Here is a 22,022-nt window from a genome sequence, read left to right as displayed (position 1 = left end):
CCCATGAAACAAGATTTGTCGTCAACTTTCTTCACTATTTTCATTTTAAATCAGGTAAGAAGAAAGAAAATGTCGTCCCTTGTCCCAATTTACTTTGCACCGTTATTTGACCACGATGTGCATCGACAATATTTTTTGCAATGGCCAGCCCCAGCCCTGTCCCAGAGCGCCCTCTCGTTCTAGCCTTGTCTGCCTTGTAAAACCGCTCGAATACAAAAGGCAAGTCTTCTTTAGGAATTCCCGATCCGGTATCTTGAACATCGATCGTGATGCCGTGATCGCTTGTCTTCTGGAACACATTCACCGATCCGCCTTCCGGTGTGTGGCGAATGGCATTATCGATCAAATTGGTCAGCACCTGCTCGATTCTGTCGGGATCAAAGTTGAACCATTTCTTCTGCGAGTCCATCTGTACAGAGAGATTTATCGCTTTATCCCTAGCAAGTCCTTGAAATTTATTCGTTACTCTTTCCAAGAACCCAGTAAGGTCGACATTCTCTTTATTCAATGTAATATGGCCAGCTTCCATCCTGGCAAGATCCAGCAATTCGTTGACGAGCCTTCCCATACGGAGCGACTCATCATAAATGATTTTGGCGATTTCTTTCTTTTCCTCTTCGGTACTCGCTATATCATCAATGATTGCTTCACTGTAGCCTTGAAGCATAGAAATCGGCGTCCTGAGCTCATGTGAAACATTGGCAATGAAATCTTTGCGAAGCTTGTCCAATTGTCTTTCCTCAGACATATCCCTTACAACTACAACAGCTCCCCGGACATTTTGCTGATTGTAAAGAGGGCTCACGATAACCACATACGAACGGCCCTGGAGGGAGAATTCTCCTGTTTGTTCCTTCTCCGTATCCACTACTTTTTTTAACAGCTCCAAGACCCTGATCGGAGCCACGTGAGATCCATTTACTCCTTGTTCATAGTACCACTGATGCAAGAACCGTTCAGCAGGAGGGTTGGTAATCAGGATGGTGCCATCCCTATCAAAAGTAATGACTCCGTCGGCCATGCTGCTTAGGATGCTTGATAATTGCTCCTTTTCCTGGTTCAATGCATTTAAATTGAACTTTAACTGCCTTCCCATTTGATTGAATGCAGTAGCAAGCTCCCCAATCTCATCATTCGTTAAGATCGGCACCTTTGAGTCAAATTTTCCTTTGGCCACTTCAGATACGGCTTCCTTCATTTTTCTTAGCGGGGCCGTGATTCTTGTGGAAAGGAAGAATGCAAAAATTGTGGTCAAAATGATTGCTATCCCCGCTGCCAAAAGGATTATTCTTGTCGTTTGTCGAGTGGTCTCTTTAATCACCCCAAGAGATTGATAAATATACACAGCACCATCATGCTTTAATGGGACCCCAATGATAATGACATTTTGATACCTATTTGGATTTGACTGAGATCCGGATAAACTCATTTCTTTCCTTACCGTTTTCTTGTCCTTGATCGGCTGAAGCAGCTCATGATCATGTAATATAGTCTGCATCGGTATTCTTTCATCCGCCTTTGTTCCAGGGGAATAGTGAACATGATCTTGATCAGTGACCACGATGACGTGTGCTGGTTTTTCGGCAATCTCCCATGCAATTTGGAGACCTAATGAACTATCTCCATGTTCTTCCATAATGTGAGCAATTTTGTTGACTGTATCTTTGAGACCATTCTCTACTTGATCAACGTGATAACTCTCAAAAAATTCCAAGAGAAGGATCGTTAATATGAATAAAACAAAGGAGACCAGCAGCAAAATGGTCATCCAGAGCTTCCCAACCACACTTCGCCAAAGTCTCATTCATTCACTACCTCAAACTTATAACCGACACCCCAAACAGTAACGATCATTTTTGCAGCTTGCTCGGACACTTTGTTCAGCTTTTCCCGCAGTCTCTTGACATGCGTATCCACTGTCCTTAAATCACCGAAAAACTCATAGTGCCAAACTTCCTTTAAGAGCTGTTCACGATCATACACTTTATCTGGGGACTTCGCTAAAAAGTACAACAACTCGTATTCTTTTGGCGTCAAATTGACTTCTATACCGTCCGCAGTCACTCGATGGGCATCATTATCGATCGTTAAATGCGGATAAACGATTACATCCTTCGCCTTTGTTTCAGTCTGCACAAACCCCGTATTTCCCGAACGCCTTAAAAGCGCCTTTACACGGAGAACAACTTCACGCGGACTGAATGGTTTTACGATATAATCGTCGGTTCCGACCTCGAAACCTTGTACCCGGTTTGTTTCCTCGCCTTTTGCTGTGAGCATGATTACAGGCGTCGATTTCTTTTCCCTGAGCGCACGGCACACTTCTATGCCGTCTTTACCAGGCAGCATAAGGTCCAACAGGATGCAGTCATACTCATTTTGCAATGCTTTTTCAAGGGCTTCATCACCATCTTCAGCTTCATCAATGATATATTTCTCTCTTTCTAAGTACATTCTGATTAATTTTCTGATTCGTTCTTCATCGTCCACTACTAATAATCGAATATCTTGGTCCAATTTCGTTCCTCCTATACAAGTTCGTTAATTAGTTCACATTTCCATCATAACCTTATTGTATTTGAAAAAAGCCCTCACATAAAGTGAAGGCTGATTATCATTCTTATCATGCATAGGAATGCAAGCCGGCAATGACAAGATTTACAGCAACTAAATTAAACATGATAATCGCAAACCCTATGACAGCAAGCCATGCTGATTTTTCCCCATGCCATCCTTTGGAAAGGCGAAGGTGAAGGAATGCTGCATAAAATAAGAATGTGATAAGCGCCCAAACCTCTTTTGGGTCCCAGCCCCAAAATCTCGTCCAAGCCATTTGTGCCCAAATCATCGCAAAGATCAATGCCCCTAGTGTGAAAACAGGAAACCCGATCAAGACTGATCGATAGCCGATTTCATCGAGCAAGTCCGATTTCACATTTTTAGCCAGCGGTTTTAAAACCGCCCCGATTCTTTTTCGGACAATTAAGCGGATAATGCCATAGATGATTAAACCAGCAGCCAGGGACCAGAGGACGGTATTGAATTTTTTCGCATTGAAAAATGCCGGCAATTCAATAAGCGGCTCCATTCTGTCATTCGTTTGCAGATCAGCTTTATGCGGACCCACCACAGGCGGCAAGGAATAATCCATCACTTCGATTTCGCCTTTTCGATTCTCCCAGTTAAAGGAAGCTTTATAGTCCATCAAAGAAAAGGTGGTTGTTGCCGCAACAAATCCTAAAACGGCAACAAGGCCGAATAAGACTAGCTCAAGCCAAAATGTTTTGGCACTTTTTTTTGTTTGATCGATGTTCTTCACTAAGTAAATCAAGCCGGCTGCAAAGCTTATGGACAGGATTGCCTCTCCTGTAGCAGCCGTTGTCACATGGATGTGAAGCCAGTAGCTTTGCAGAGCTGGTATCAGCGGACTGACTTCCCTTGGGAACATACTTGCATAGGCGATTACCAACAATGCAATAGGCAGTGCAAACAATCCCAAAACCGCCGTTCGATAAATGAAAAATATGATGATGAATGCCCCGACGAGCATCATGCCAAAAAATGTCGTAAATTCAAATAAATCACTTACAGGGGCATGGCCCGAGGCGATCCATCGTGTAATAAAGTACCCCACTTGTGATGCAAACCCTGCTAATGTTATGACAATGGCAATTTTCCCCCAATTGTTTAACTCATTCCCGCTCTTGTCCATTCCTTTTTTGGAACGGATGGAACCCCCGAAAAAAAGTGTGCCAATCAAATATAAAATAAAGGCAATGAAAAGCAGGTTGCTGCTTATATCCACTAAATTGTTCATTAAGGTCCCCTCCTTTACTCTTATTATTCCTTCTCTATTTCTTGAAGCTGGTCGACCGGCTCATGGATGGATGAATCTTTTATAACGTATGAAATATCTTTCTTCAGCCCATACCAATTCTTATTCGTATGGGCAGCCAGGATGACTTTCTGCCCTTTTCTTTGTAGCCAAATCCGACGATGGTTCCAATATGCTCCTTGAGCCACCCCGATCATGAAGATGATTCCGCCCAGTGCAATGACCCAAAGAGTCAAATCTTTTTTAACTGCCAAGGCTGAGACATTTCGTGTATCCAGTCCTGCAAAGGACATTTTGTATTCATTGTTCCCAAATGGTTCAACATTTTGCTTAATGGCCACAAAACTGACTTCACCCTTCGGATGTTCGGGCGTGATCATATTGAATAGAAATGCAGGGTTGTTTGGAACGGGTGATTTCGTTTTCGGTTCTCCACTCTTTGAAAAACCTGAAAAATCAGGATAGTAGCCCATTAATTCAATCTTGTGCCCTCCCCCAAGATCATACGAATCTTTTGGATTGAATAAATCCACTTTGATCTTACCGAACTTTTTACCGGTGTCTTTATTCATTAAATCAAAGGACATCGCTTGAAATTCATTCATTTTGAAGTCGACCTGATACACTGCATAATGGTCAAAGGTCAAAGGCTGATTGACTTTAATCTTCTTCGACTTGATCTTTTTCAGGTTTTCTTCACCGGGCAGTTCTCCCTTTTCACGCTTAAATAACTCAACATTCGACTGATAGTTTTTTGCAATCGTCCCGACACGGTCGATCGCTTCATTAAAAACAGCGGAATCTTTTTGCTTGTCATACGTTTGCAGGATGAATTTATCATTTTTTAAATAATATTGCTCATGCGTTCCAGGCAGGACTTTTCTTTCTCCTTCACGGATCCACAGAACCTTGTCGACATACATTCCAGGTATAAAACGCATCATTGCACCGATTAAAAAGATAATGAGACCAATATGATTAATGTACGGACCCCAACGTGAGAATCTTCCCTTCTCTGCCAGGATGTTACCGTTTTCTTCGCGGATCTGATAGCGCTTTTCTTTAAGTTTTTCCTTGACCCGGATAAACTCGTCATCCGACTTTTCAATTTGGCTGGTCCCAAATACACGCTGGCGCTTCAAAAAGCCCTCATGCCTTGTGACACGCTGCTTCTTTAATGCCTTATATAAAGGAATGACCCTGTCCAAACTGCAAATGACAAGAGATATGCCGATTGAAGCAATCAGGATCAAGTACCACCAGGAACCATACAAATTATTGAACCCAAGCGTATAATAAACTTTCCCGGCCCATCCGTATGTATCTGCATAATACGACGCCGGATCGACAGAAGGAGGTATGTACATCTGTTGGGGCAAAATGGTTCCGACAGCAGATGCTATCAGTGTAACCACGATCAGCCATATTCCAACTTTAACTGAAGAAAAAAAGTTCCATATTTTATCGATAATGGAAGTGGTATAAGTTTGGGAACGCCTGGCACTTCCCTCATAACGCATATCGTGGAGTTTTTCCTGTTTTGCCTCTTCTGTCAGTGCTCTGCCACATGCTTCACATAAAACTGTTCCATGCGGGTTCACATGCCCGCATTCACATTTTACTTCCTTCATACTATAACTCCCTTAATTTAAGGTTTGATTAGTTCCATATCATTCTTTATTTTCTTTTCTGTTAAAGTTCCTGTGATGATTTTGACGATCTTTCCTTCAGGATCGATCAGAAAGGATGTAGGCAAAGGATCGATTCCATAAGCGGTCTGAACGTCCCTGCTTTTATCTACCAGGACCGGGAATGTTAATTGATGTTTTTTCACGAAATTATTGATGAGGAAGTGTGATTCACCGACATTGACGGCCAACACCTCGACACCCTGGCCTGTAAACTTTTGATATTGATTATCAAGAAATGGCATTTCACGCTCACAAGGCTCACACCATGTTCCCCAGAAATTTAAGAACACACCTTTTCCACGATAATCGGAAAGTTTATGTTTATTCCCATCCATATCGACAAGAGCAAAATCTGGCGCTTTGTCACCAACATGAAGCTGGCCGCGGTCTTCCTTCGTGAAATTAGCATATAATGTATAAGCGACAGCAGCGACAAGCACAGCCAATATAGCTGTCCTTATCCATAATCTTCGCTGCTTACTTTGGACCATAAGGTTTCCTCCTCTTTGATGAAATCGGTCACATTTTACTCCTAATTATATCATTACTAGTACAAATTGGATTTGAAGGATATGTGACACTTTTATGAAGAATGCCCCTAGCGCAATGATCCTGTTTCGGAAAATGCCCGCAACTGCTTTACTTCATGCGGTGTCAGCTCACGAATCTCGCCGGCATTCAACCCATTCAGCGTCAAAAATGCAAATTGCTCCCTCTTTAATTTTGCAACTGGATGCCCGATTGCTTCGAACATTCGCCGCACCTGTCTGTTTCGCCCTTCATGGATGGTGATCTCGACAATCGATTTATCCTTCTTCTTATCGAATGACTTTACTTTTACTTTTGCAGGAGCTGTCTTTCCATCTTCAAGCATTACACCGCGCTCAAGTTGTTTAATTGCTTGCCGGCTCGGCAGGCCCTTCAGTCTGGCTACATACGTTTTAGGGATTTCAAATTTTGGGTGCATAAGTGCATTGGCGAAATCCCCATCATTGGTCAATAACAGCACCCCTGATGTATCATAGTCCAACCGGCCGACAGGATAGATGCGCTGTTCGATATGAGGGAAAAAGTCTGTGACCACTTTTCTGCCCTTATCATCCGCAACTGCCGATATGACTCCTCTTGGTTTATATAAGAGAAAATACACCTTTTCCTCTCTTTCAACCGGGATTCCCTCGACTTCGATTTGATCGTTTTCAGTCACTTTCGTTCCAAGTTCTTTCACGATTTTCCCATTGACTTTTACTTTGCCTTCCAAAATTAATTCTTCTGCTTTCCTTCTTGATGCGATCCCAGCATGTGCTATCACTTTCTGCAATCTTTCCATCTATATCACCTCATGTTTTTATTTCAACTATCTGTATTTACTTTTTTTCATTGGCACTTTAGAAACAGCCTATTCACTAAACACAGCAGCAAGTTATACCTTTATGAATTATTACATATGTGAAGGAAAAAGCAAAATAAAAAAAAGACGCTATATAGCGCCTTTTTAAAACATCCAGGCTACGATGACGATCGCAGCGATTATGCCTACCAGATCTGCAAGCAAGCCGACTTTTAGTGCATCCCCCATTTTTTTGATGCCCACAGCACCAAAATAGACTGTCAGCACATAAAATGTCGTATCTGTACTGCCTTGAAGTACGGAAGCAAGCCTCCCGATATAAGACTCAGGGCCATGGACGGATAAGATGTCGCTCATCATCCCCAAGGCAGCTGTTCCGGAAATCGGTCTAATCAGGGCAAGGGGAACAATTTCCGCTGGTACACCTATCTTCTCAAGAAGCGGCTTCATTAGATCGACCGTATAGTCAAGTGCCCCCGATGCACGGAATACTGTGATAGCAACAAGCATACCGACTAAAAAAGGGATGATGGAAAATGCAATTTTAATCCCTTCTTTTCCGCCATCAACAAAACTTTCGTATGCCGGAACCTTCTTCCATGTACTGTAGATGAGGATGAAACCTATGAGTGCGGGGATTATCCATAATGATATGAAAGAGATCAATTGCATATATCACTTCACTCCGTTGCGCGTTCTCCTATAATGAAAATAGCGGTCGATAAGGATTGCTCCAATGGTCGAGCACATTGTTGCAATTAAAGTCGGACCCACTATTTCGGTTGGAGAAGCAGAATGGTAATTCATCCGGATTGCAATGACTGTCGTTGGGATGATGGTTAAACTGGATGTATTTATGGCTAGGAAGGTGATCATCGACCTGCTTGCAGCCGTTTTTCCGCCATTTAGCTCTTTTAATTGTTCCATTGCTTTGATGCCCAGAGGAGTCGCTGCATTTCCAAGTCCAAACATATTTGCCATCATATTGGATAATATATATCCCATTGCCGGATGGCCAGCCGGCACCTCCGGAAAAAGCCTTGACACAATCGGCCGAAACAAATTGGACAACTTCTCAAGCAGTCCGGAATCCTGTGCAATCCTCATAATCCCCAGCCAAAACACCAATATACTGATTAAGCCGATACATAACGTTACAGCTTCATTGGCCGAGTTGAAAATCGCTTCGTTCACTTCCTTCATTCTGCCATTGATTGCCGCCACGACTAATCCAATAATCGTCATGAGCACCCATATATAATTAACCATTATCCATCACACCCAGCTCCGCCAAAAAGATTCCTTGAAATAGGTCCAGCCACGAAGATGCCTCATTGACATCACCTGGTTCGAAATAAATGGGAACTGTCCTTATATTCTTTTCATTGAAATAGATTTTCGCATTCCCGACGATTTCAGGAGCCGAGTGATTCTTTTTCCATTTTTCATCCGGCTTCAATAATTCAAATTTCACCCGCACTAAATCCGTTTCATTTTCTTTCAATGGAAATGTAACATCCTGTTTAATGAATACCTTATTCTGATAAAATTTATTTTTTACTGCGTCAATCTTCCCCTCGGGCAGGACGATTTTTTGGTCGTATTGATTAAAGCCAAAGTTATACATTTCAATATGATCATTCCAATCATCCGACGCATTGAGTGTGACAGCAATCAAGTTTTGTCCATCCTTCGAAGCCGTGGTCACCAAAGTTCGTTTTGCCCTCTTTGTATATCCCGTCTTACCTCCTGTGCAATATTCATACTTTTCAGTGAGCAAGCGGTTCTTGTTTCTCCAAGTGCGTTCCCATTGGCTGTCAGGATCTTCTGCATGATACACCTTAGTCCCTGATATTTTCTTGAATTCTTTATTATGCATGGCGTATTTCATTAATAAAGCCATATCGTAGGCAGTGGAAAAATGATTTTCATGATCATCGAGACCATGTGGATTAGCAAAATGAGTGTGCTTCATCCCAATTTCTTCTGCCTTTTTATTCATCAGATAAACAAATCCTTCTTCACTTCCCCCTACATATTCAGCAATGGCAACTGCTGCATCATTTCCAGAGCGAAGCATCAATCCATAAACAAGGTCCTCCAATTTTATTTTTTCCCCCTGCTTCAAATAAATCGATGAACCTTCCGTATAGACTGCTTTTTTGCTGACTTTTACTTTTTTATTCAACTTTCCTGATTCTATTGCAATGATGGCTGTCATTATTTTGGTTATGGAGGCAATTCTTAATTGTTGATGTGCGTCTTTTTCATAGAGGACTCTCCCGCTGTCCTGGTCCATCAAGATTGCACTTTGAGCGCTCAATGAAATTGTATCGGCTTTTGCCAAATTAGGAGTAATCGCTGATGCAGCCACCATAATCATGATATATATGTAAATATATTTTATTTTCATCACGACTCCTCTTCTCTTTTATCGTTTTGTACAAGTTTATGCAGGACAAGGGTCGATATGAATGAAATATCTCTTATGCTTAACAAAATGGTTGTTTCCGCTGCAGAATCTCACTTTACGCTTCACTCAACACCAAAGGAGCATAAATAAAAAGAGTCCCATGCCGGCATTTAGCCAGCATGAGAGCTGCTCTGTTCAATATGGCTGCCATTTAATTTTTTTCGCCTTGCCGAACCTTTTTTCGACATCCTTCCAATCAACGATATTCCACCATTGATCCACATAGTCCCTTCTTTTATTTTTATACTGCAAATAGTAGGCATGTTCCCATACATCCAGCACCAGTAAAGGTATCGTATCCCATTGCGTTAGATTCATATGTTTCTCCGATTGCAGAATTTCAAGCCTCCTTGTCCTTGGAGACCAAACTAAAATGGCCCATCCGCTCCCTTCCACTTGTTTGGCCGCTTCTGAAAATTGTCTTTTAAAGGAGTCGAAACTGCCAAAAGACCGGATCAATGCGTCCAACAATTCTTTGGGCGGCACCCCTCCGCCGTTTGGTTTCATATTTTCCCAGAATATAGTATGGAGATAATGCCCAGACCCATTGAATGCTAGTTCCCTTTCCCAATGCTTAATCAATCCAAAATCATTTTTCTCGCGGGCAGATTCAAGTGCCTTTTCGGCTTTATTTAATCCATCAACATAAGCTTGATGGTGTTTATCATGATGAAGCTTCATGATTTCTTCAGATATATATGGTTCAAGGCCATTATATGGGTATGGAAGTGGTGGAAGCTTATGCTGTCCAATCGGAACCTGGATTTCTTCCACCCAAATGTACCCCTCATCATTTTTGCTTCTCCCTTGCTTCCGGTCCAGAATGTCCTGGTAAAGCTGGAAAGCTTCATCGTAGAATCGTTCAGGTTTGTAGCCCACACCAGTCAGAATGGCCCTTTTTAATTCGGAAGACCTCCTAGAAAATTCATCATCCCCCTCCAATTGTTCCTTTGTCCATTTTTCCAGTCCTTCTATCCATAAGTATAGTCTATCACTGTATGAACTGCCTTTTTGCATAAAAAACGACCTCCTCATTCAATTAAGATATGAGCAGGTCGCAGATAATGAGCCAGTTCTGCTTGATTAAATCAATCAGTTGGCTTTTCTTCATGAGGATCCAATGTTTCTTGGAATTTTTCAAAAAACAAATCAGCATCTTCTTCCATCGCCTCATCGTCTATTTTTTCAGGAAGAGGGGGAAGTTCTTCGATATTTTTCAACCCAAAGTAATCAAGAAATTCCCTCGTCGTTCCATAAAGGATTGCTCTGCCGGTTCCTTCCGCCCTTCCCACTTCTTTGATCAATCCCTTTGATACTAAGGTCTGCAATGGTCTTTCTGTTTTCACTCCACGGACTTCCTCTACTTCCGCCCTTGTAATCGGCTGCCTATAAGCGACGATAGCCAATGTTTCCAAAGCTGCTTGTGAGAGGGTACTCATTCCAGGCGACTCCACAAGTTTCTTTAAATAAGGTGCATGCTCTTTTTTCGTGACAAGTTGAAAGGTACCCGCCATCTCTGTCAGGGAAATGCCGCGGCTTCCCTCGTCATAATCTTCTTTCAATGTTTGGATGACTTCCAATGCTTCGTGTTCTTCAATTTCCATGACTGCAGTAATTTGCTTTAAATTAAGGCCTTCATCCCCAGCAGCAAAAAGCAAGCTTTCTAAGATGCCCTTCCAATTAACGAGTTCCACTGCTTTCTACTCCTCCTTTGGCAGCTATGATAATATCTTCAAAGTTGTTTTCCTGGTCGACTTCGATTTCATTCCGTTTCATTAACTCCAAGATCGCGAGAAATGTAACGACGATATGTTCTTTTTCCGGATATGGGAATAACTCATAAAATCTCTTTTTTCCTTTAAAAGCCCTTAATTCCTGGAGAACCTCTTCCATTCTCTTTTCAATCGGAATCTCTTGCCTTGTGATCTTTGTGGACATAGGTTTTTGCAATTTTTTTCTGCGCAGCAGCTTATGAAACGCCCCAAGCATGTCATAAATGGAAACGTTGAGATCCATTTTTTCAGTCGGGATCGATTCAGTGATTTCCGTCAAGTCGCTTGGCGGCTTGGTGAAAACCTGTCCTCTTTCTTGCTCCCGTGCTTTTAATTCTTCTGCCGCGGACTTATATTTCCGATACTCTATCAGTCTTTCAACCAATTCATCCCTGGGATCTTCTTCACTATATTCCAATTCTTCTTCCAATAAGTCATCTTCGTGTTTTGGCAGGAGCATTTTACTTTTGATGGCAAGCAGCGTAGCAGCCATAACCAAGTATTCACTTGCTGTGTCCAATTGAAGCTCTTTCATGGCATGCACATAGTACAAATACTGTTCCGTGATTTGTGCCATCGGAATATCATATATATCAATCTCTAGCCGATTAATTAAATGTAGTAAAAGATCTAAAGGTCCTTCAAACGCATCAACTTTAACATTATATTCCAAAATCATCACCCATTCTCATTACCCTTTATTTTTGGGCTATCTATTAGTATAGAGGATTCAGCACTTTTCTCCAATAGAAAAATTGCTTACCCCACCCCGATGCATTCGGCATTAATAGGCTAAAGGTGTGCCTTTTATGATAAACTGTTTCTAAATGATTGTGTAAAAGGAGGGTATATATGAAATATCCAAAGGAATACATAGCCTATTTGGTGGAGTTTCATTGTTCCCGTGACTATTTTGAATGCCATGAAATTTTGGAGGATTATTGGAAGGAAAACAATGGTGGAAGGCTGGATTCCATATGGATTCCATTCATTCAAACAGCTGTGGCACTTTACCATCATAGAAGACAGAATTGGAGCGGTGCAGAAAGGATGCTGCAAAAAGCCATTAACAAATTCAAAACTCAAAAAATAGAAGTGCTGGCCCTTGGCCTGGACCATGAAAAATTGCTCGGATTACTTCAACAAACCGTTCATGACATTAGAAACAGGCGCCCATATCAGAGCATCAATCTTCCGATTACAGACTTAGACCTTTTAAAAACTTGCGAGCTATCCTGCATCAGCCTTGGCGGATTTTGGAAGAAAAGTGATTTGTCCGACAGAAATCTCATTCACAGGCACAAATTGCGGGATCGTTCGGATGTTATTGAAGCGCGGAAAAAGGCTATTTTGGAGAAAAAGAATCGAAAATAAAAAAAACAGCTGATCCCCAATAATTTAAAAGGGATCCAGCTGGCTCATAAATCATATGTCAGATTCATTTATTTCTTTATCCACAATTTCGTCCACTTCAAAATCGCATTTATCAAAAAAGGCAGATGTATTCTGGTTTGGTTTCAGCTCTTGGTTCGAATAGATTGATCTCAATTCTTTAATCATTTTTTTCCCAATGCCTTCCTGACGATGAGAAGGATTGACGGAAATGTGCTGGATCTCAACAACTTCATCCGAAGCCGCTACTCCGATCAGCCCGATGATATCTTCTTCTTTCCAAAGAAAAAGCTGCCAATCCGGGTTTTCTTCATATTCCTTCATTGTGTGTTGAAGCTTTTTAATATCCTTTTCATTCGGCATAAAAGACATTAAACCCATCGCAATTTTTTCAAACGTCTTTTTAAAGCGTATCAGCATCTCATAATCCCTCATTTGATTTTCCGCCAAAGTCTGTTATGTACATTATTCACAACGGAAATTAAATATAAACCCCTAATCAATCGTTATCTATCTTACTAGATATCTCGATAAGATTCAATTCTTGACTCCCCGGTTACTTAGATGCAATGAAAAACCAATAATAAATCCCCCATCCGATTGTGGCTAGCAATAGGATGATAAATAAGGCCGCATTGTTTTTTTTCATTCTCTCCACTCCTTTTTTAAGAAGGGGTCATTCTTTAGTTTAGGCTCTTTTTGTAAAGAACCTTTTATTTTGTTAGTGTAGGCACTTTCCGACTTTTTCGCAATCCCCTATTGCATGTCATCAGGTGATAGGTCCTTTTATTCATAACTGTTCTTTTCGTAAAGTTTGTTGCTAGTCATGAAAGGTTGATTTCCGCTGCAGGATGCTCGCTTTCCGAGGGGCCTCACACGAAGTGAGGTCGTTCAATGTTGGCACACGATGTGCTGAACTTAATCGAACATCCGACTTCCCTCTCCTCGCTTCGCTGCGGGGTCTCACCTGGCCGGCTGATCCCTCCGGAGTCTCGCAGCTTCCGCTCCAATCAACATCCTATGATGAGTTATTCTAAAGAAAGACTGTTAAAAACAACAATCTTTGAGAAAACAGCCTTTTCATTAAAAAATGCCTGCATATTCCCCCATTCTTACGCAAGGCATAATGCAGGCAGTCCAATTTCAGCTTTTTTTAAGGCTCGTGCCCAATGGAATATCCAAATGAATTAGATCCTCCAAGCTTTCACGCCTGATGACAAGTTGATCCTCTCCACCTTCAACAAAAACGACAGGCGGACGCGGAAGCCTATTATAATTATTTGCCATCGAATAGCCATAAGCTCCGGTACAGAATACAGCCAGCAGATCACCTTTGGCGGTAGCTGGAAGCTGGATGTCCCAAATCAGCATATCTCCCGACTCACAGCACTTTCCAGCTATCGACACAAGTTCCTCTACGGGTGCATCGGCACGATTGGCAACAATCGCTTCATATTTTGCATCATATAATGCAGGCCGAATATTATCGTTCATGCCCCCATCTATTGCAATATATTTTCTGATATCCGGTACGTCCTTATGTGAGCCGATTTCATATAAAGTGGTGCCTGCGTCCCCAACAAGTGACCTTCCAGGTTCAATCCAAATTTCCGGCATCGGCAGTCCGTAGTTTCTCGTTTCCTCTTTAACCTTCAATATGATTTCCTCTACATATTGCGATGGGGAAATCGGATCATCCTCTTCGGTGTAGCGGATTCCGAATCCTCCTCCGAGATTCAAGACACTCGGGGTGAACAGGTGCTTTTCATTCCACTCTTGCAGCTTTTCGATGATTTTTTGAGCTGCTAAAACAAAGCCAGTCGTCTCGAATATTTGCGAACCGATATGGCAATGGATTCCCAGTACATCGATCCAATTTGAATCCACCGCCTGAAGCAAAGCGGATTCCGCCTGTCCGTTTTGCAGATCGAAGCCAAATTTGGAATCCTCTTGTCCTGTGAGGATGTAGTCATGCGTATGTGCTTCGATTCCAGGGGTTACCCGGAGCAATACCTGCATCGGCATCTTCATTTCAGAACAGATTTCTTCCAATAATTCAAGCTCTACAAAGTTGTCGACAACAATGCATCCAATATCATGTTCCATCGCCATCCTAAGCTCTGCTTCACTCTTGTTATTGCCATGAAAATGGATCTTTTCCTTCGGGAAACCTGCAGCAAGCGCTGTGTATAATTCCCCAGCAGAAACTACATCCAATGATAAACCTTCTTCCGCTATGACCTGGATCATTGCAATGGAAGAAAAAGCCTTGCTTGCATAGGCGACTTGAGCCTTTACCCCCAATGATGCAAAGGTATTTTTGAAGCCCCTTGCCCTTTCACGGATCAATTCGACATCATATACATAGAGGGGTGTTCCGTATTTCTTTGACAGCTCTACCGTGTCGCAGCCCCCAATGACCAGATGACCTTTTTCATTAATTTTCGATGTACCATATAAATGCGTCATTTCCCCACACTCCATCTGCTATCATACACAAATAGACAGCAGTCAGATTTTCCGACTCACTGTCTATCATCAATCATCGTGTTATAAATTAAATAAACTTTATCACAGAAGCATGGAGTATGCAATAAATCGATCAACTATTTGACTGTTTATATTTGTTCCTTGGCTGGACAATGCTCGGCCTCATTTTAGAGCCTGGAACAGATCTTCTGATCAGGATTTGCATGAAGGCTGCAGGACTGAATGGAATCAGTGGCCATAGATAAGGCGTATTCAATGATCGGATTTGGACAAGGAATATGATGAATAAAGTCGAACCCACTACAAATCCTGGGACACCAAATATTGCGACAATGATTAATAGTGAGATCCTTACGAGTTTATTGGCTACACTCAGCTCATAGCTCGGTGTAGAGTAAGTACCTATTGCTGCAACAGAAATATATAGAATGACCTCAGGTACGAAGAGACCTACATCAATGGCGATTTGTCCGATCATAACGGCTGCGACCAAGCCCATTGCCGTCGATAGCGGGGTTGGTGTATGGATCGCGGCAATCCGTAGAAATTCCAACCCCAGATCGGCAATTATTATTTGTACCAGCATCGGGATGTGCGTCTGTTCATTCGGTCCGATAAAAGCAATCCGGTCCGGCAATAAAGACGGCTCCTGAACGAATAGATACCACAATGGAATCAGGAAGATCGATGCTAATATCCCCAAGAACCTTACCCACCGTACAAAGGTCCCCACCGCTGCTGATTGGCGGTATTCTTCCGCATGCTGGACGTGATGGAAATAAGTTGTCGGAGTGATGATCACGCTTGGTGACGTATCTACGAATAACAGCACATGCCCTTCCAGAAGATGTGTTGCACCAACATCCGCCCTCTCTGTATATCTGACCAGCGGAAATGGATTGTAGCCTTGTTTGACCAAAAATTCCTCAATTGACTTATCTGCCATGGCAAGCCCATCGATTTTAATGTTAGTCAATTCATTTTTAATAACATTGATAAGATCAGGGTTTGCTACGTCATCGATATAGGCGATAGATACATCCATCTTTGACCGCTCCCCGACCTTGAACATTTCAAAACGGAGCCGTTCATCTCTGATCCTTCTTCGGGTCAATGCTGTATTGACGATGATATTTTCTACATAACCATCACGCGATCCCCTTACGACCTTTTCTGTATCCGGTTCGGATGGCTGGCGCCCAGGATAGCTCCTTACATCTACAATTAAAGCTTTTTCTTCTCCTTCTACAAGGACTGCGATTAAACCGGATAATACTTGATCCACCGTTTCATCAATCGTCTTGACCGGCTGGACGGATTGGTGAATGAGACGATTTTCGACAATCTCATATAATTTGGAGGACATTCTTTCATTATCATTGATTTCGATTAATTCTTGAAAGAGCTTTATGATATATTGTGTATCACAGAGCCCATTTACATAATAAATATGGACGCTTTTCTTTAGGATGATTAATTTCCTTATCCCTAAATCAAAGCTGGTTCCCAGCCCGACTCTTTCCTTCATATATTTTTCCATCTTGTTCAAATCGCTCGGGATGGGCTTTTTCGTATTCAAATCACCTTTCGGCATTATATCCACTCCTTTCTAAGATGACTTCGACTGCCTTTTTAGTGATCGGTGCGCCTTTGTCGAAATGGTCTTTTTTAGACATCTTCCCGATATCACCGATGCCGACAATGAGGGGGACATCCAATTGATCTAAGCAGTAGACCGTATCCCCGTTTATTCTCCCCGTTTCCATTTCGGGAACTCCAAACTTATCCACGCCTTTAGAGGTCAGGTTGCCTTCATTGTCGATGCAGACATCCACTCTAGTCCACTCGGCATCCCTCGTTTTAGAGGCTACAGCAATGACACCGAGCACTTCGATTTCTTTATGATTCGCTACATATTTCATTGCCATTTCTCCGGCTCCTTCCCCTAGAAACCCACTATCATCAAACATGACAAAAACCGGATCATAAGGCGCCTTTTTAATGAGCTTAACAATTTCATATCCTTTTAAATGAGATGGATTTCCGCCTGACTGGGAAATACATCTCCCTCCATACTCCTTCGCTACAGACTGTACGGCTTTTTTAGCATAATCATCCCCATCGGTTATTAAAATGACCCGGCGCTTATTTGTCATGCCTCCATATCCTTTCACATCAACCTGTACTGGTTATTGATCTACAAAGTATATCCAATGAAACAATGACCCAAGGACTTTTCCAAAGACGATTGCCATCAATAAATAAATGATTCGATCGTCAATCCCGATCCGTTTGGCCAGAATCGGAAACACATTCAATACTTCTGTCAAAGCAGCTGCCAGCATCCCGGTGAAGATCCCACTTCCCAGCCCAATCGGAATCAAAATCAACGGTGATAAAGAAAAAGTTGTATCCCTCAAACTGAACCAACCGAAAATAAGAGCCCCGGCAACCACTGCCCCTTCAAAATAGTGAATCATCTTCATTGTTTTCGTTAGCTGGGTCAACCTAGGAATGATGCCAAGCACAGTCAGGAAAGCTACAAATCCAGAACCTACAGCGAGACCGCCTGCCAAGCCGACGAATGCCATAAAAACAATTTTAATCGTCATCTATGTGCTTCATACTTTCTTTGTTTTCGTTCATAATGACATATTGGTCCAGATCAAGCTGATAATTGAACATCTCTACTTCAAGCGGACTCGGCTCTTCATTGATTCTTTTTCTAAACACATGGTTAAAGAACAATATCATGCCAAGGCCAAGACCTATCGAATAAGGAACCTGAAAGATCAGTGGCTTGCTGTTGGCCTCTCCCGTAATGATTTCGTATAAATGCTGGTGTACGCTTCTCATGCTGACATCTTCATGAAAGTTCATAATGGCAAGACCTGCTCCGATGAACAACAAAAGCCAAACAAGGATAAACAAAGGAACAGACATCCTTTTTCTTTTAAACACTACTTCCACGATTGTTTGAGCGGGTCCTATCGTTTGAACGTCCATGCCCTGAAAGTGGTCCTGAATAAGGCCGATCACTTGCATAACATCGATGATGATAATGTTTTGATCACATTCTGATACTTGATAAATCTGCAAACTTTTTACTCTTTCTGCATATGCATCGGGTGCAATGATCTGCGCGATGCGGCCCAAGGATATTGAACTGTCTGGATGAACCTGAATGCGATGCCTTAACTTCAAGTAAATGGAGGATTCCATTTTCTTCACTTCCTGCACATGAATTTCCTTGTATATGTAGTATGAGTAAGTAAGAACAATTCATGAACACCAATAATTGCTAGTCAAAAAAGGAATCGGAACACTTTTTAAAAGGCTTTAAAAACTAAAACACAGGAAAATTGATTTATAAAGATAAGATTTTTACGTACAGTTTGTTGCAAAAGATTGAATACGGTTGATTTCCGTGGAAGGATGCCCGCTTTCCGAGGGGCCACACAAGATGTGAGGTCGTTCGGTGTTGGGACAGGACAAGGAACACTTCGGCAGCGACACATCGCAGAAGAAAAATGCCTTGCATTTTTTGAGGACGTGCCGAACTTAATCGAACATCCGCCTTACATTTCCTCGCTACATTTCCTCACTGCACTGCGGGGCCCTCACCTTGCTCGCTAATCCCTCCGGAGTCTCGCACCTTCCGCTCCAATCAACGAATGACTTACAAGACATCCTTCTAAAACAATAATCTTTGAGAAAAAGGCAAAAAAAAAAAGAATGCCTGCGCTTTGACAGGCATTCTTTTTAGCTATGTTTCCATTCGGTCTTTCATTTGCTGCAATATTTTCTTTTCCAGCCTGGAGACCTGTACTTGTGAGATTCCAAGCCGTTCTGCCACCTCTGATTGGGTCTGGTCCTTATAATAGCGCAAATACACAATCAGTCTCTCGCGGTCATCCAATTCCCTGATCGCTTCTTTTAAGGCGATTTTATCAAACCATTTATGCTCGTTTTGGTCTGCGATTTGATCAAGGAGTGTAATTGGATCCCCGTCATTCTCATAAACGGTTTCATGAATGGATGAGGGGGACCTGCTCGCCTCCTGAGCCATCACAATTTCCTCTGGAGTCAATTCGAGAAAATCAGCGATCTCATTCACGGTCGGAACCCTTCCAAGTTTCTTTGAAAGCTCGTCTTTTGCCTTCCTGATCCGATTTCCCATTTCTTTCAGCGAGCGGCTCACTTTAACAGTCCCATCATCCCGGATGAACCTTTGAATTTCACCAATAATCATAGGGACTGCATACGTTGAAAACTTCACATCATAGGAAAGATCAAACTTATCGACTGATTTCAGCAAACCGATGCTTCCAATTTGAAAAAGGTCATCGGGTTCATAGCCGCGGTTGAGGAAACGTTGGACAACGGACCAAACTAGCCGCATGTTTTTCTGGATAATCGTATCCCTTGCTTCTTGATTGCCCTCTTGACTAAGTTTTATTAATTCCTTGACCTCATGATCCTTTAGGAAACCTTTATCCGTTTCGTTTTTCAATTCGACATCCATAGGCACTACCCCTTAATTGCAAAGCGCTTTACTTTTAGTTAAATGCTTTATTAAACGAATTGAGGTGCCTGCTCCTGGTCGTGATTCTATGTCCACTTCGTCCATGAAATTTTCCATGATTGTAAAGCCCATTCCTGAGCGCTCAAGTTCTGGTTTAGTCGTATAAAGCGGTTGACGTGCTTCTTCAATGTCCTGTATCCCTGACCCATTGTCCCGAATGGTCAAATCGACAACTCCGTTTTCAATCGAAACATATATATAGACTTTTCCGGAAGGATCGTTGTCATAGCCATGGATGATGGCATTTGTAACGGCTTCCGATACCACTGTTTTCAACTCTGTCAATTCGTCCATTGTCGGATCCAATTGCGCCACGAATGCCGCCACCGTAACGCGGGCGAAAGATTCGTTCTGACTCAATGCACTGAATTCCAAGCTCATTTCATTTTTCATCCTACGCAACCCCCAATCTTTGTAATGCGAACTCTTCAGACGATTCTAACCGAATGATTTTAAATAAGCCCGACATCTCAAATAATCTTTTCACAGAAGGGGATATTGCGCAAACGACCATTTCACCATGTTTTTGCTTTATTTGCTTATATCTTCCCAAAATGACACCCAAACCAGAACTGTCCATGAAAGAAAGCTGTTCTAAATTCAAGATAATATGACGGATATCATGTTCTTCAATGGCTTTTGAAGCACTCTGCCGCAATGATTCTGCTGTATGGTGATCCAACTCACCTTGGAGACGAATGCATAAAACCTCGTTCTTTACTTCCAAATCAATCGCAAGACTCACTATTACATGCCTCCTTATATGTCGTATAGTGAGTCAATTCGCCTTTAAAGTTCATGATTCCTTCTCGTTGACAAAACTAGTAACGATTCGCCAGGATTAGTGGGCATTCAACAATCAGCTAATCAACTTTGGCGAACATGCCGAAAGCTTTTTTGTATAGCTGCCACCAGCTGGCCGCATCAATGTTCTTATTAGCCACCAGATTGGAGTGGATAACTTCCTTTCCATCCTTTTTCACAATGAGGACGCCGACCGTTTCCCCTTTTTTTACAGGAGCTTTTAAGTTTTCATTTAATTTAACAATCTTCTTGATATTCTTCGTGCTTTCCCCTTTTTTCGAGAGGACCGAAATCGGTTCATCCGTATAGGCTTGCACCTTTTTTTCACTGCCCTTGCTTACTTTGGCTTCTCCTAATTGCTGCCCTTTTTTATAAATTGGCTGGGTCATATATTGGGAGAATGCATAATCAAGCATTTGCGTAACTTGTGCATTCCTCTCCTTTGGCGTCGGCGCACCGAATACGACCGCAATCACACGCATATTATCTTTTTTCGCCGTTGCCGTTAAACAATATTTTGCCTCATTCGTAAATCCTGTTTTCAACCCGTCGACTCCCGGGTAAAAACGAACCAATTTATTCGTATTCACCAGCCAAAATTTATTATCTGTATTTTCCCTTAAATAGGATTCATACGTTCCGGTGAATTTAGTGATTTCTGTATGTTTTAATAATTCTTTTGCCATCATCGCCATATCATAGGCGGAGCTGTAATGATCCTTGGCAGGCAAGCCGGTTGCATTTTGAAATTTCGTATCTTTCAGACCTAATTCTTTTGCTTTTTTATTCATCATCTCGACGAATGCTTCCTCGCTGCCGGCTATCTTTTCTGCCATGGCCACGGATGCATCATTGGCAGAACCGATGGAAATGCCTTGGAGCATTTGCTTGACCGTCATTTCTTCGCCTGGTTCCAAGAAAATTTGCGATCCACCCATTGAAGCTGCATATTCGCTGGTACGAACTTTTTCATCCCACTTCAATCGGCCTTGATCGATCGCATCCATGATTAGCAGCATCGTCATGATTTTCGTCATGGAAGCAGGAGGTAATTTTTCATGGCTGTTCTTATCATAAAGCACACTTCCCGTGTCCCGTTCAATCAAAATTGCAGATTTTGTTTTTGGTGCCAATGTTACTCCTTGTTCTTTCGCAAACAATGTAGAAGCATTCATGAGTGAAAAAAGAATTGCCGCTACACACATCAGAGTTATTCGTTTCATGTGGACCCCTCCATCTAATTTGAACAGACTATTAGGTATTTTTCCTTCATAACCCCATTTTTTCCAATCGAATCATTTTTATACAAGTTTTTCCGTGAGTATCAGTCGATTTTTAATGGGCTAACAAACACCGCTGTTGGTTTCTGTGAAAGGCTTCCGCTTCCTGTGGGCAGATGGGGAGCCTCCCCAGCGATCACTCTCCGGGTCTCTTTGACGTCGCTTTTTCTAGCTTGCCTCTAAGATCTGAACTCCTCTAAACAATTTGAAGCAAGCTGAAATCAAGCATAAACACGGTCCTAAAAAAACTCCGTAGTTTTGATTTCTTTCTGGTTTCTATTGATTACATTTCTCCTCACGAGGGGCATCAGATTCTTGTTCTGATTCCCTTTATTTCCATTTCTCCTCA

General features: G+C 42.1%; 23 protein-coding genes. 1 reads left to right on the top strand and 22 read right to left on the bottom strand.

Going from position 1 to position 22,022, the window contains the following annotated elements; translation table 11 throughout:
- Positions 1 to 40: 40 nt before the first annotated feature.
- From D9X91_RS11165 to D9X91_RS11110, 12 genes are all read right to left on the bottom strand, one after another.
- Positions 41 to 1,804 carry an ATP-binding protein gene (locus D9X91_RS11165; RefSeq protein WP_121680712.1) on the bottom strand — a complete coding sequence of 588 codons (1,764 nt, stop codon included), beginning with the start codon at positions 1,802 to 1,804 and terminating at the stop codon, positions 41 to 43.
- Positions 1,801 to 2,517, bottom strand: a complete 717-nt coding sequence (locus D9X91_RS11160) for a response regulator (RefSeq protein ID WP_121680711.1) — start codon at positions 2,515 to 2,517, stop codon at positions 1,801 to 1,803. Before D9X91_RS11160 ends, D9X91_RS11165 begins: the two co-directional genes overlap by 4 nt.
- 106 nt (positions 2,518 to 2,623) lie before the next feature.
- Positions 2,624 to 3,817, bottom strand: a complete 1,194-nt coding sequence (gene ccsB, locus D9X91_RS11155) for a c-type cytochrome biogenesis protein CcsB (RefSeq protein ID WP_121680710.1) — start codon at positions 3,815 to 3,817, stop codon at positions 2,624 to 2,626.
- 23 nt (positions 3,818 to 3,840) lie between these two features.
- Positions 3,841 to 5,466, bottom strand: a complete 1,626-nt coding sequence (resB, locus tag D9X91_RS11150; protein ID WP_121680709.1) for a cytochrome c biogenesis protein ResB — start codon at positions 5,464 to 5,466, stop codon at positions 3,841 to 3,843.
- A gap of 17 nt (positions 5,467 to 5,483) precedes the next feature.
- A complete protein-coding gene (gene resA, locus D9X91_RS11145) occupies positions 5,484 to 6,017 on the bottom strand; it encodes a thiol-disulfide oxidoreductase ResA (protein ID WP_121680708.1) in 534 nt (177 codons plus the stop codon).
- A gap of 107 nt (positions 6,018 to 6,124) precedes the next feature.
- Positions 6,125 to 6,856, bottom strand: a complete 732-nt coding sequence (gene rluB / locus D9X91_RS11140) for a 23S rRNA pseudouridine(2605) synthase RluB (protein ID WP_121680707.1) — start codon at positions 6,854 to 6,856, stop codon at positions 6,125 to 6,127.
- A gap of 165 nt (positions 6,857 to 7,021) precedes the next feature.
- Positions 7,022 to 7,549: a spore maturation protein gene (locus D9X91_RS11135; RefSeq protein ID WP_121680706.1), complete on the bottom strand. Its 528-nt coding sequence runs from the start codon at positions 7,547 to 7,549 to the stop codon at positions 7,022 to 7,024.
- A gap of 3 nt (positions 7,550 to 7,552) precedes the next feature.
- Positions 7,553 to 8,146 (bottom strand): nucleoside recognition domain-containing protein, encoded by a 594-nt coding sequence (locus D9X91_RS11130; protein ID WP_121680705.1) that lies wholly within the window; start codon positions 8,144 to 8,146, stop codon positions 7,553 to 7,555.
- Entirely contained in the window at positions 8,139 to 9,290 is a 1,152-nt protein-coding gene (locus D9X91_RS11125; protein ID WP_121680704.1) for a D-alanyl-D-alanine carboxypeptidase family protein, read from the bottom strand. Before D9X91_RS11125 ends, D9X91_RS11130 begins: the two co-directional genes overlap by 8 nt.
- 195 nt (positions 9,291 to 9,485) lie before the next feature.
- Positions 9,486 to 10,367, bottom strand: a complete 882-nt coding sequence (locus D9X91_RS11120; protein WP_121680703.1) for a superoxide dismutase — start codon at positions 10,365 to 10,367, stop codon at positions 9,486 to 9,488.
- A gap of 71 nt (positions 10,368 to 10,438) precedes the next feature.
- Complete coding sequence (scpB, locus tag D9X91_RS11115; RefSeq protein ID WP_121680702.1) at positions 10,439 to 11,044, bottom strand: SMC-Scp complex subunit ScpB; 606 nt, start codon at positions 11,042 to 11,044, stop codon at positions 10,439 to 10,441.
- On the bottom strand, positions 11,031 to 11,795 hold the full coding sequence (locus D9X91_RS11110; RefSeq protein ID WP_325050519.1) for a segregation/condensation protein A: 765 nt from the start codon (positions 11,793 to 11,795) through the stop codon (positions 11,031 to 11,033). The genes scpB and D9X91_RS11110 overlap by 14 nt, the downstream gene beginning before the upstream one ends.
- A gap of 179 nt (positions 11,796 to 11,974) precedes the next feature.
- Between D9X91_RS11110 and D9X91_RS11105 the strand changes: the two genes are divergently transcribed.
- Entirely contained in the window at positions 11,975 to 12,496 is a 522-nt protein-coding gene (locus tag D9X91_RS11105; RefSeq protein WP_121680700.1) for a DUF309 domain-containing protein, read from the top strand.
- Positions 12,497 to 12,547: 51 nt separating this feature from the next.
- Here the strand turns inward: D9X91_RS11105 and D9X91_RS11100 are convergent, their stop codons facing one another.
- The 10 genes from D9X91_RS11100 to D9X91_RS11055 form a co-directional block, all read right to left on the bottom strand.
- On the bottom strand, positions 12,548 to 12,934 hold the full coding sequence (locus tag D9X91_RS11100) for a GNAT family N-acetyltransferase (RefSeq protein ID WP_121680699.1): 387 nt from the start codon (positions 12,932 to 12,934) through the stop codon (positions 12,548 to 12,550).
- Positions 12,935 to 13,657: 723 nt separating this feature from the next.
- Entirely contained in the window at positions 13,658 to 14,983 is a 1,326-nt protein-coding gene (gene lysA, locus D9X91_RS11095) for a diaminopimelate decarboxylase (RefSeq protein ID WP_121680698.1), read from the bottom strand.
- A gap of 133 nt (positions 14,984 to 15,116) precedes the next feature.
- Positions 15,117 to 16,598 carry a spore germination protein gene (locus D9X91_RS11090; RefSeq protein WP_121680697.1) on the bottom strand — a complete coding sequence of 494 codons (1,482 nt, stop codon included), beginning with the start codon at positions 16,596 to 16,598 and terminating at the stop codon, positions 15,117 to 15,119.
- The gene (locus D9X91_RS11085; protein WP_121680696.1) at positions 16,585 to 17,160 is read right to left on the bottom strand and encodes a stage V sporulation protein AE; all 576 of its coding nucleotides are present in this window, start codon (positions 17,158 to 17,160) and stop codon (positions 16,585 to 16,587) included. The genes D9X91_RS11090 and D9X91_RS11085 overlap by 14 nt, the downstream gene beginning before the upstream one ends.
- Before the next feature lie 33 nt (positions 17,161 to 17,193).
- Positions 17,194 to 17,616, bottom strand: coding sequence for a stage V sporulation protein AB (locus D9X91_RS11080; RefSeq protein WP_121680695.1), 423 nt, complete (start codon positions 17,614 to 17,616; stop codon positions 17,194 to 17,196).
- Entirely contained in the window at positions 17,606 to 18,226 is a 621-nt protein-coding gene (locus tag D9X91_RS11075; RefSeq protein ID WP_121680694.1) for a stage V sporulation protein AA, read from the bottom strand. The genes D9X91_RS11080 and D9X91_RS11075 overlap by 11 nt, the downstream gene beginning before the upstream one ends.
- A 544-nt stretch (positions 18,227 to 18,770) precedes the next feature.
- Positions 18,771 to 19,529 carry an RNA polymerase sporulation sigma factor SigF gene (gene sigF, locus D9X91_RS11070; protein WP_121680693.1) on the bottom strand — a complete coding sequence of 253 codons (759 nt, stop codon included), beginning with the start codon at positions 19,527 to 19,529 and terminating at the stop codon, positions 18,771 to 18,773.
- 12 nt (positions 19,530 to 19,541) lie between these two features.
- A complete protein-coding gene (gene spoIIAB, locus D9X91_RS11065; protein ID WP_121680692.1) occupies positions 19,542 to 19,982 on the bottom strand; it encodes an anti-sigma F factor in 441 nt (146 codons plus the stop codon).
- Position 19,983: 1 nt separating this feature from the next.
- A complete protein-coding gene (spoIIAA, locus tag D9X91_RS11060) occupies positions 19,984 to 20,334 on the bottom strand; it encodes an anti-sigma F factor antagonist (protein ID WP_121680691.1) in 351 nt (116 codons plus the stop codon).
- Between the two features lie 118 nt (positions 20,335 to 20,452).
- On the bottom strand, positions 20,453 to 21,616 hold the full coding sequence (locus D9X91_RS11055) for a D-alanyl-D-alanine carboxypeptidase family protein (RefSeq protein ID WP_121680690.1): 1,164 nt from the start codon (positions 21,614 to 21,616) through the stop codon (positions 20,453 to 20,455).
- Positions 21,617 to 22,022: the final 406 nt, after the last annotated feature.

The sequence above is a fragment of the Falsibacillus albus genome (assembly GCF_003668575.1).
Taxonomy (GTDB): Bacteria; Bacillota; Bacilli; order Bacillales; family DSM-25281; genus Falsibacillus; species Falsibacillus albus.
Note: the sequence above shows the minus strand (reverse complement) of the source record. Positions and strands in the feature narration are given on the sequence as shown.

Coding starts and splice junctions, on each gene's coding strand:
- D9X91_RS11165 (WP_121680712.1), bottom strand. CDS start 1,804: ATGAGACTTTGGCGAAGTGTGGTTGGGAAGCTCTGGATGACCATTTTG.
- ccsB (WP_121680710.1), bottom strand. CDS start 3,817: ATGAACAATTTAGTGGATATAAGCAGCAACCTGCTTTTCATTGCCTTT.
- resB (WP_121680709.1), bottom strand. CDS start 5,466: ATGAAGGAAGTAAAATGTGAATGCGGGCATGTGAACCCGCATGGAACA.
- resA (WP_121680708.1), bottom strand. CDS start 6,017: ATGGTCCAAAGTAAGCAGCGAAGATTATGGATAAGGACAGCTATATTG.
- rluB (WP_121680707.1), bottom strand. CDS start 6,856: ATGGAAAGATTGCAGAAAGTGATAGCACATGCTGGGATCGCATCAAGA.
- D9X91_RS11135 (WP_121680706.1), bottom strand. CDS start 7,549: ATGCAATTGATCTCTTTCATATCATTATGGATAATCCCCGCACTCATA.
- D9X91_RS11130 (WP_121680705.1), bottom strand. CDS start 8,146: ATGGTTAATTATATATGGGTGCTCATGACGATTATTGGATTAGTCGTG.
- D9X91_RS11125 (WP_121680704.1), bottom strand. CDS start 9,290: ATGAAAATAAAATATATTTACATATATATCATGATTATGGTGGCTGCA.
- D9X91_RS11120 (WP_121680703.1), bottom strand. CDS start 10,367: ATGCAAAAAGGCAGTTCATACAGTGATAGACTATACTTATGGATAGAA.
- D9X91_RS11105 (WP_121680700.1), top strand. CDS start 11,975: ATGAAATATCCAAAGGAATACATAGCCTATTTGGTGGAGTTTCATTGT.
- D9X91_RS11100 (WP_121680699.1), bottom strand. CDS start 12,934: ATGCTGATACGCTTTAAAAAGACGTTTGAAAAAATTGCGATGGGTTTA.
- lysA (WP_121680698.1), bottom strand. CDS start 14,983: ATGACGCATTTATATGGTACATCGAAAATTAATGAAAAAGGTCATCTG.
- D9X91_RS11090 (WP_121680697.1), bottom strand. CDS start 16,598: ATGCCGAAAGGTGATTTGAATACGAAAAAGCCCATCCCGAGCGATTTG.
- D9X91_RS11085 (WP_121680696.1), bottom strand. CDS start 17,160: ATGACAAATAAGCGCCGGGTCATTTTAATAACCGATGGGGATGATTAT.
- D9X91_RS11080 (WP_121680695.1), bottom strand. CDS start 17,616: ATGACGATTAAAATTGTTTTTATGGCATTCGTCGGCTTGGCAGGCGGT.
- D9X91_RS11075 (WP_121680694.1), bottom strand. CDS start 18,226: ATGGAATCCTCCATTTACTTGAAGTTAAGGCATCGCATTCAGGTTCAT.
- sigF (WP_121680693.1), bottom strand. CDS start 19,529: ATGGATGTCGAATTGAAAAACGAAACGGATAAAGGTTTCCTAAAGGAT.
- spoIIAB (WP_121680692.1), bottom strand. CDS start 19,982: ATGAAAAATGAAATGAGCTTGGAATTCAGTGCATTGAGTCAGAACGAA.
- D9X91_RS11055 (WP_121680690.1), bottom strand. CDS start 21,616: ATGAAACGAATAACTCTGATGTGTGTAGCGGCAATTCTTTTTTCACTC.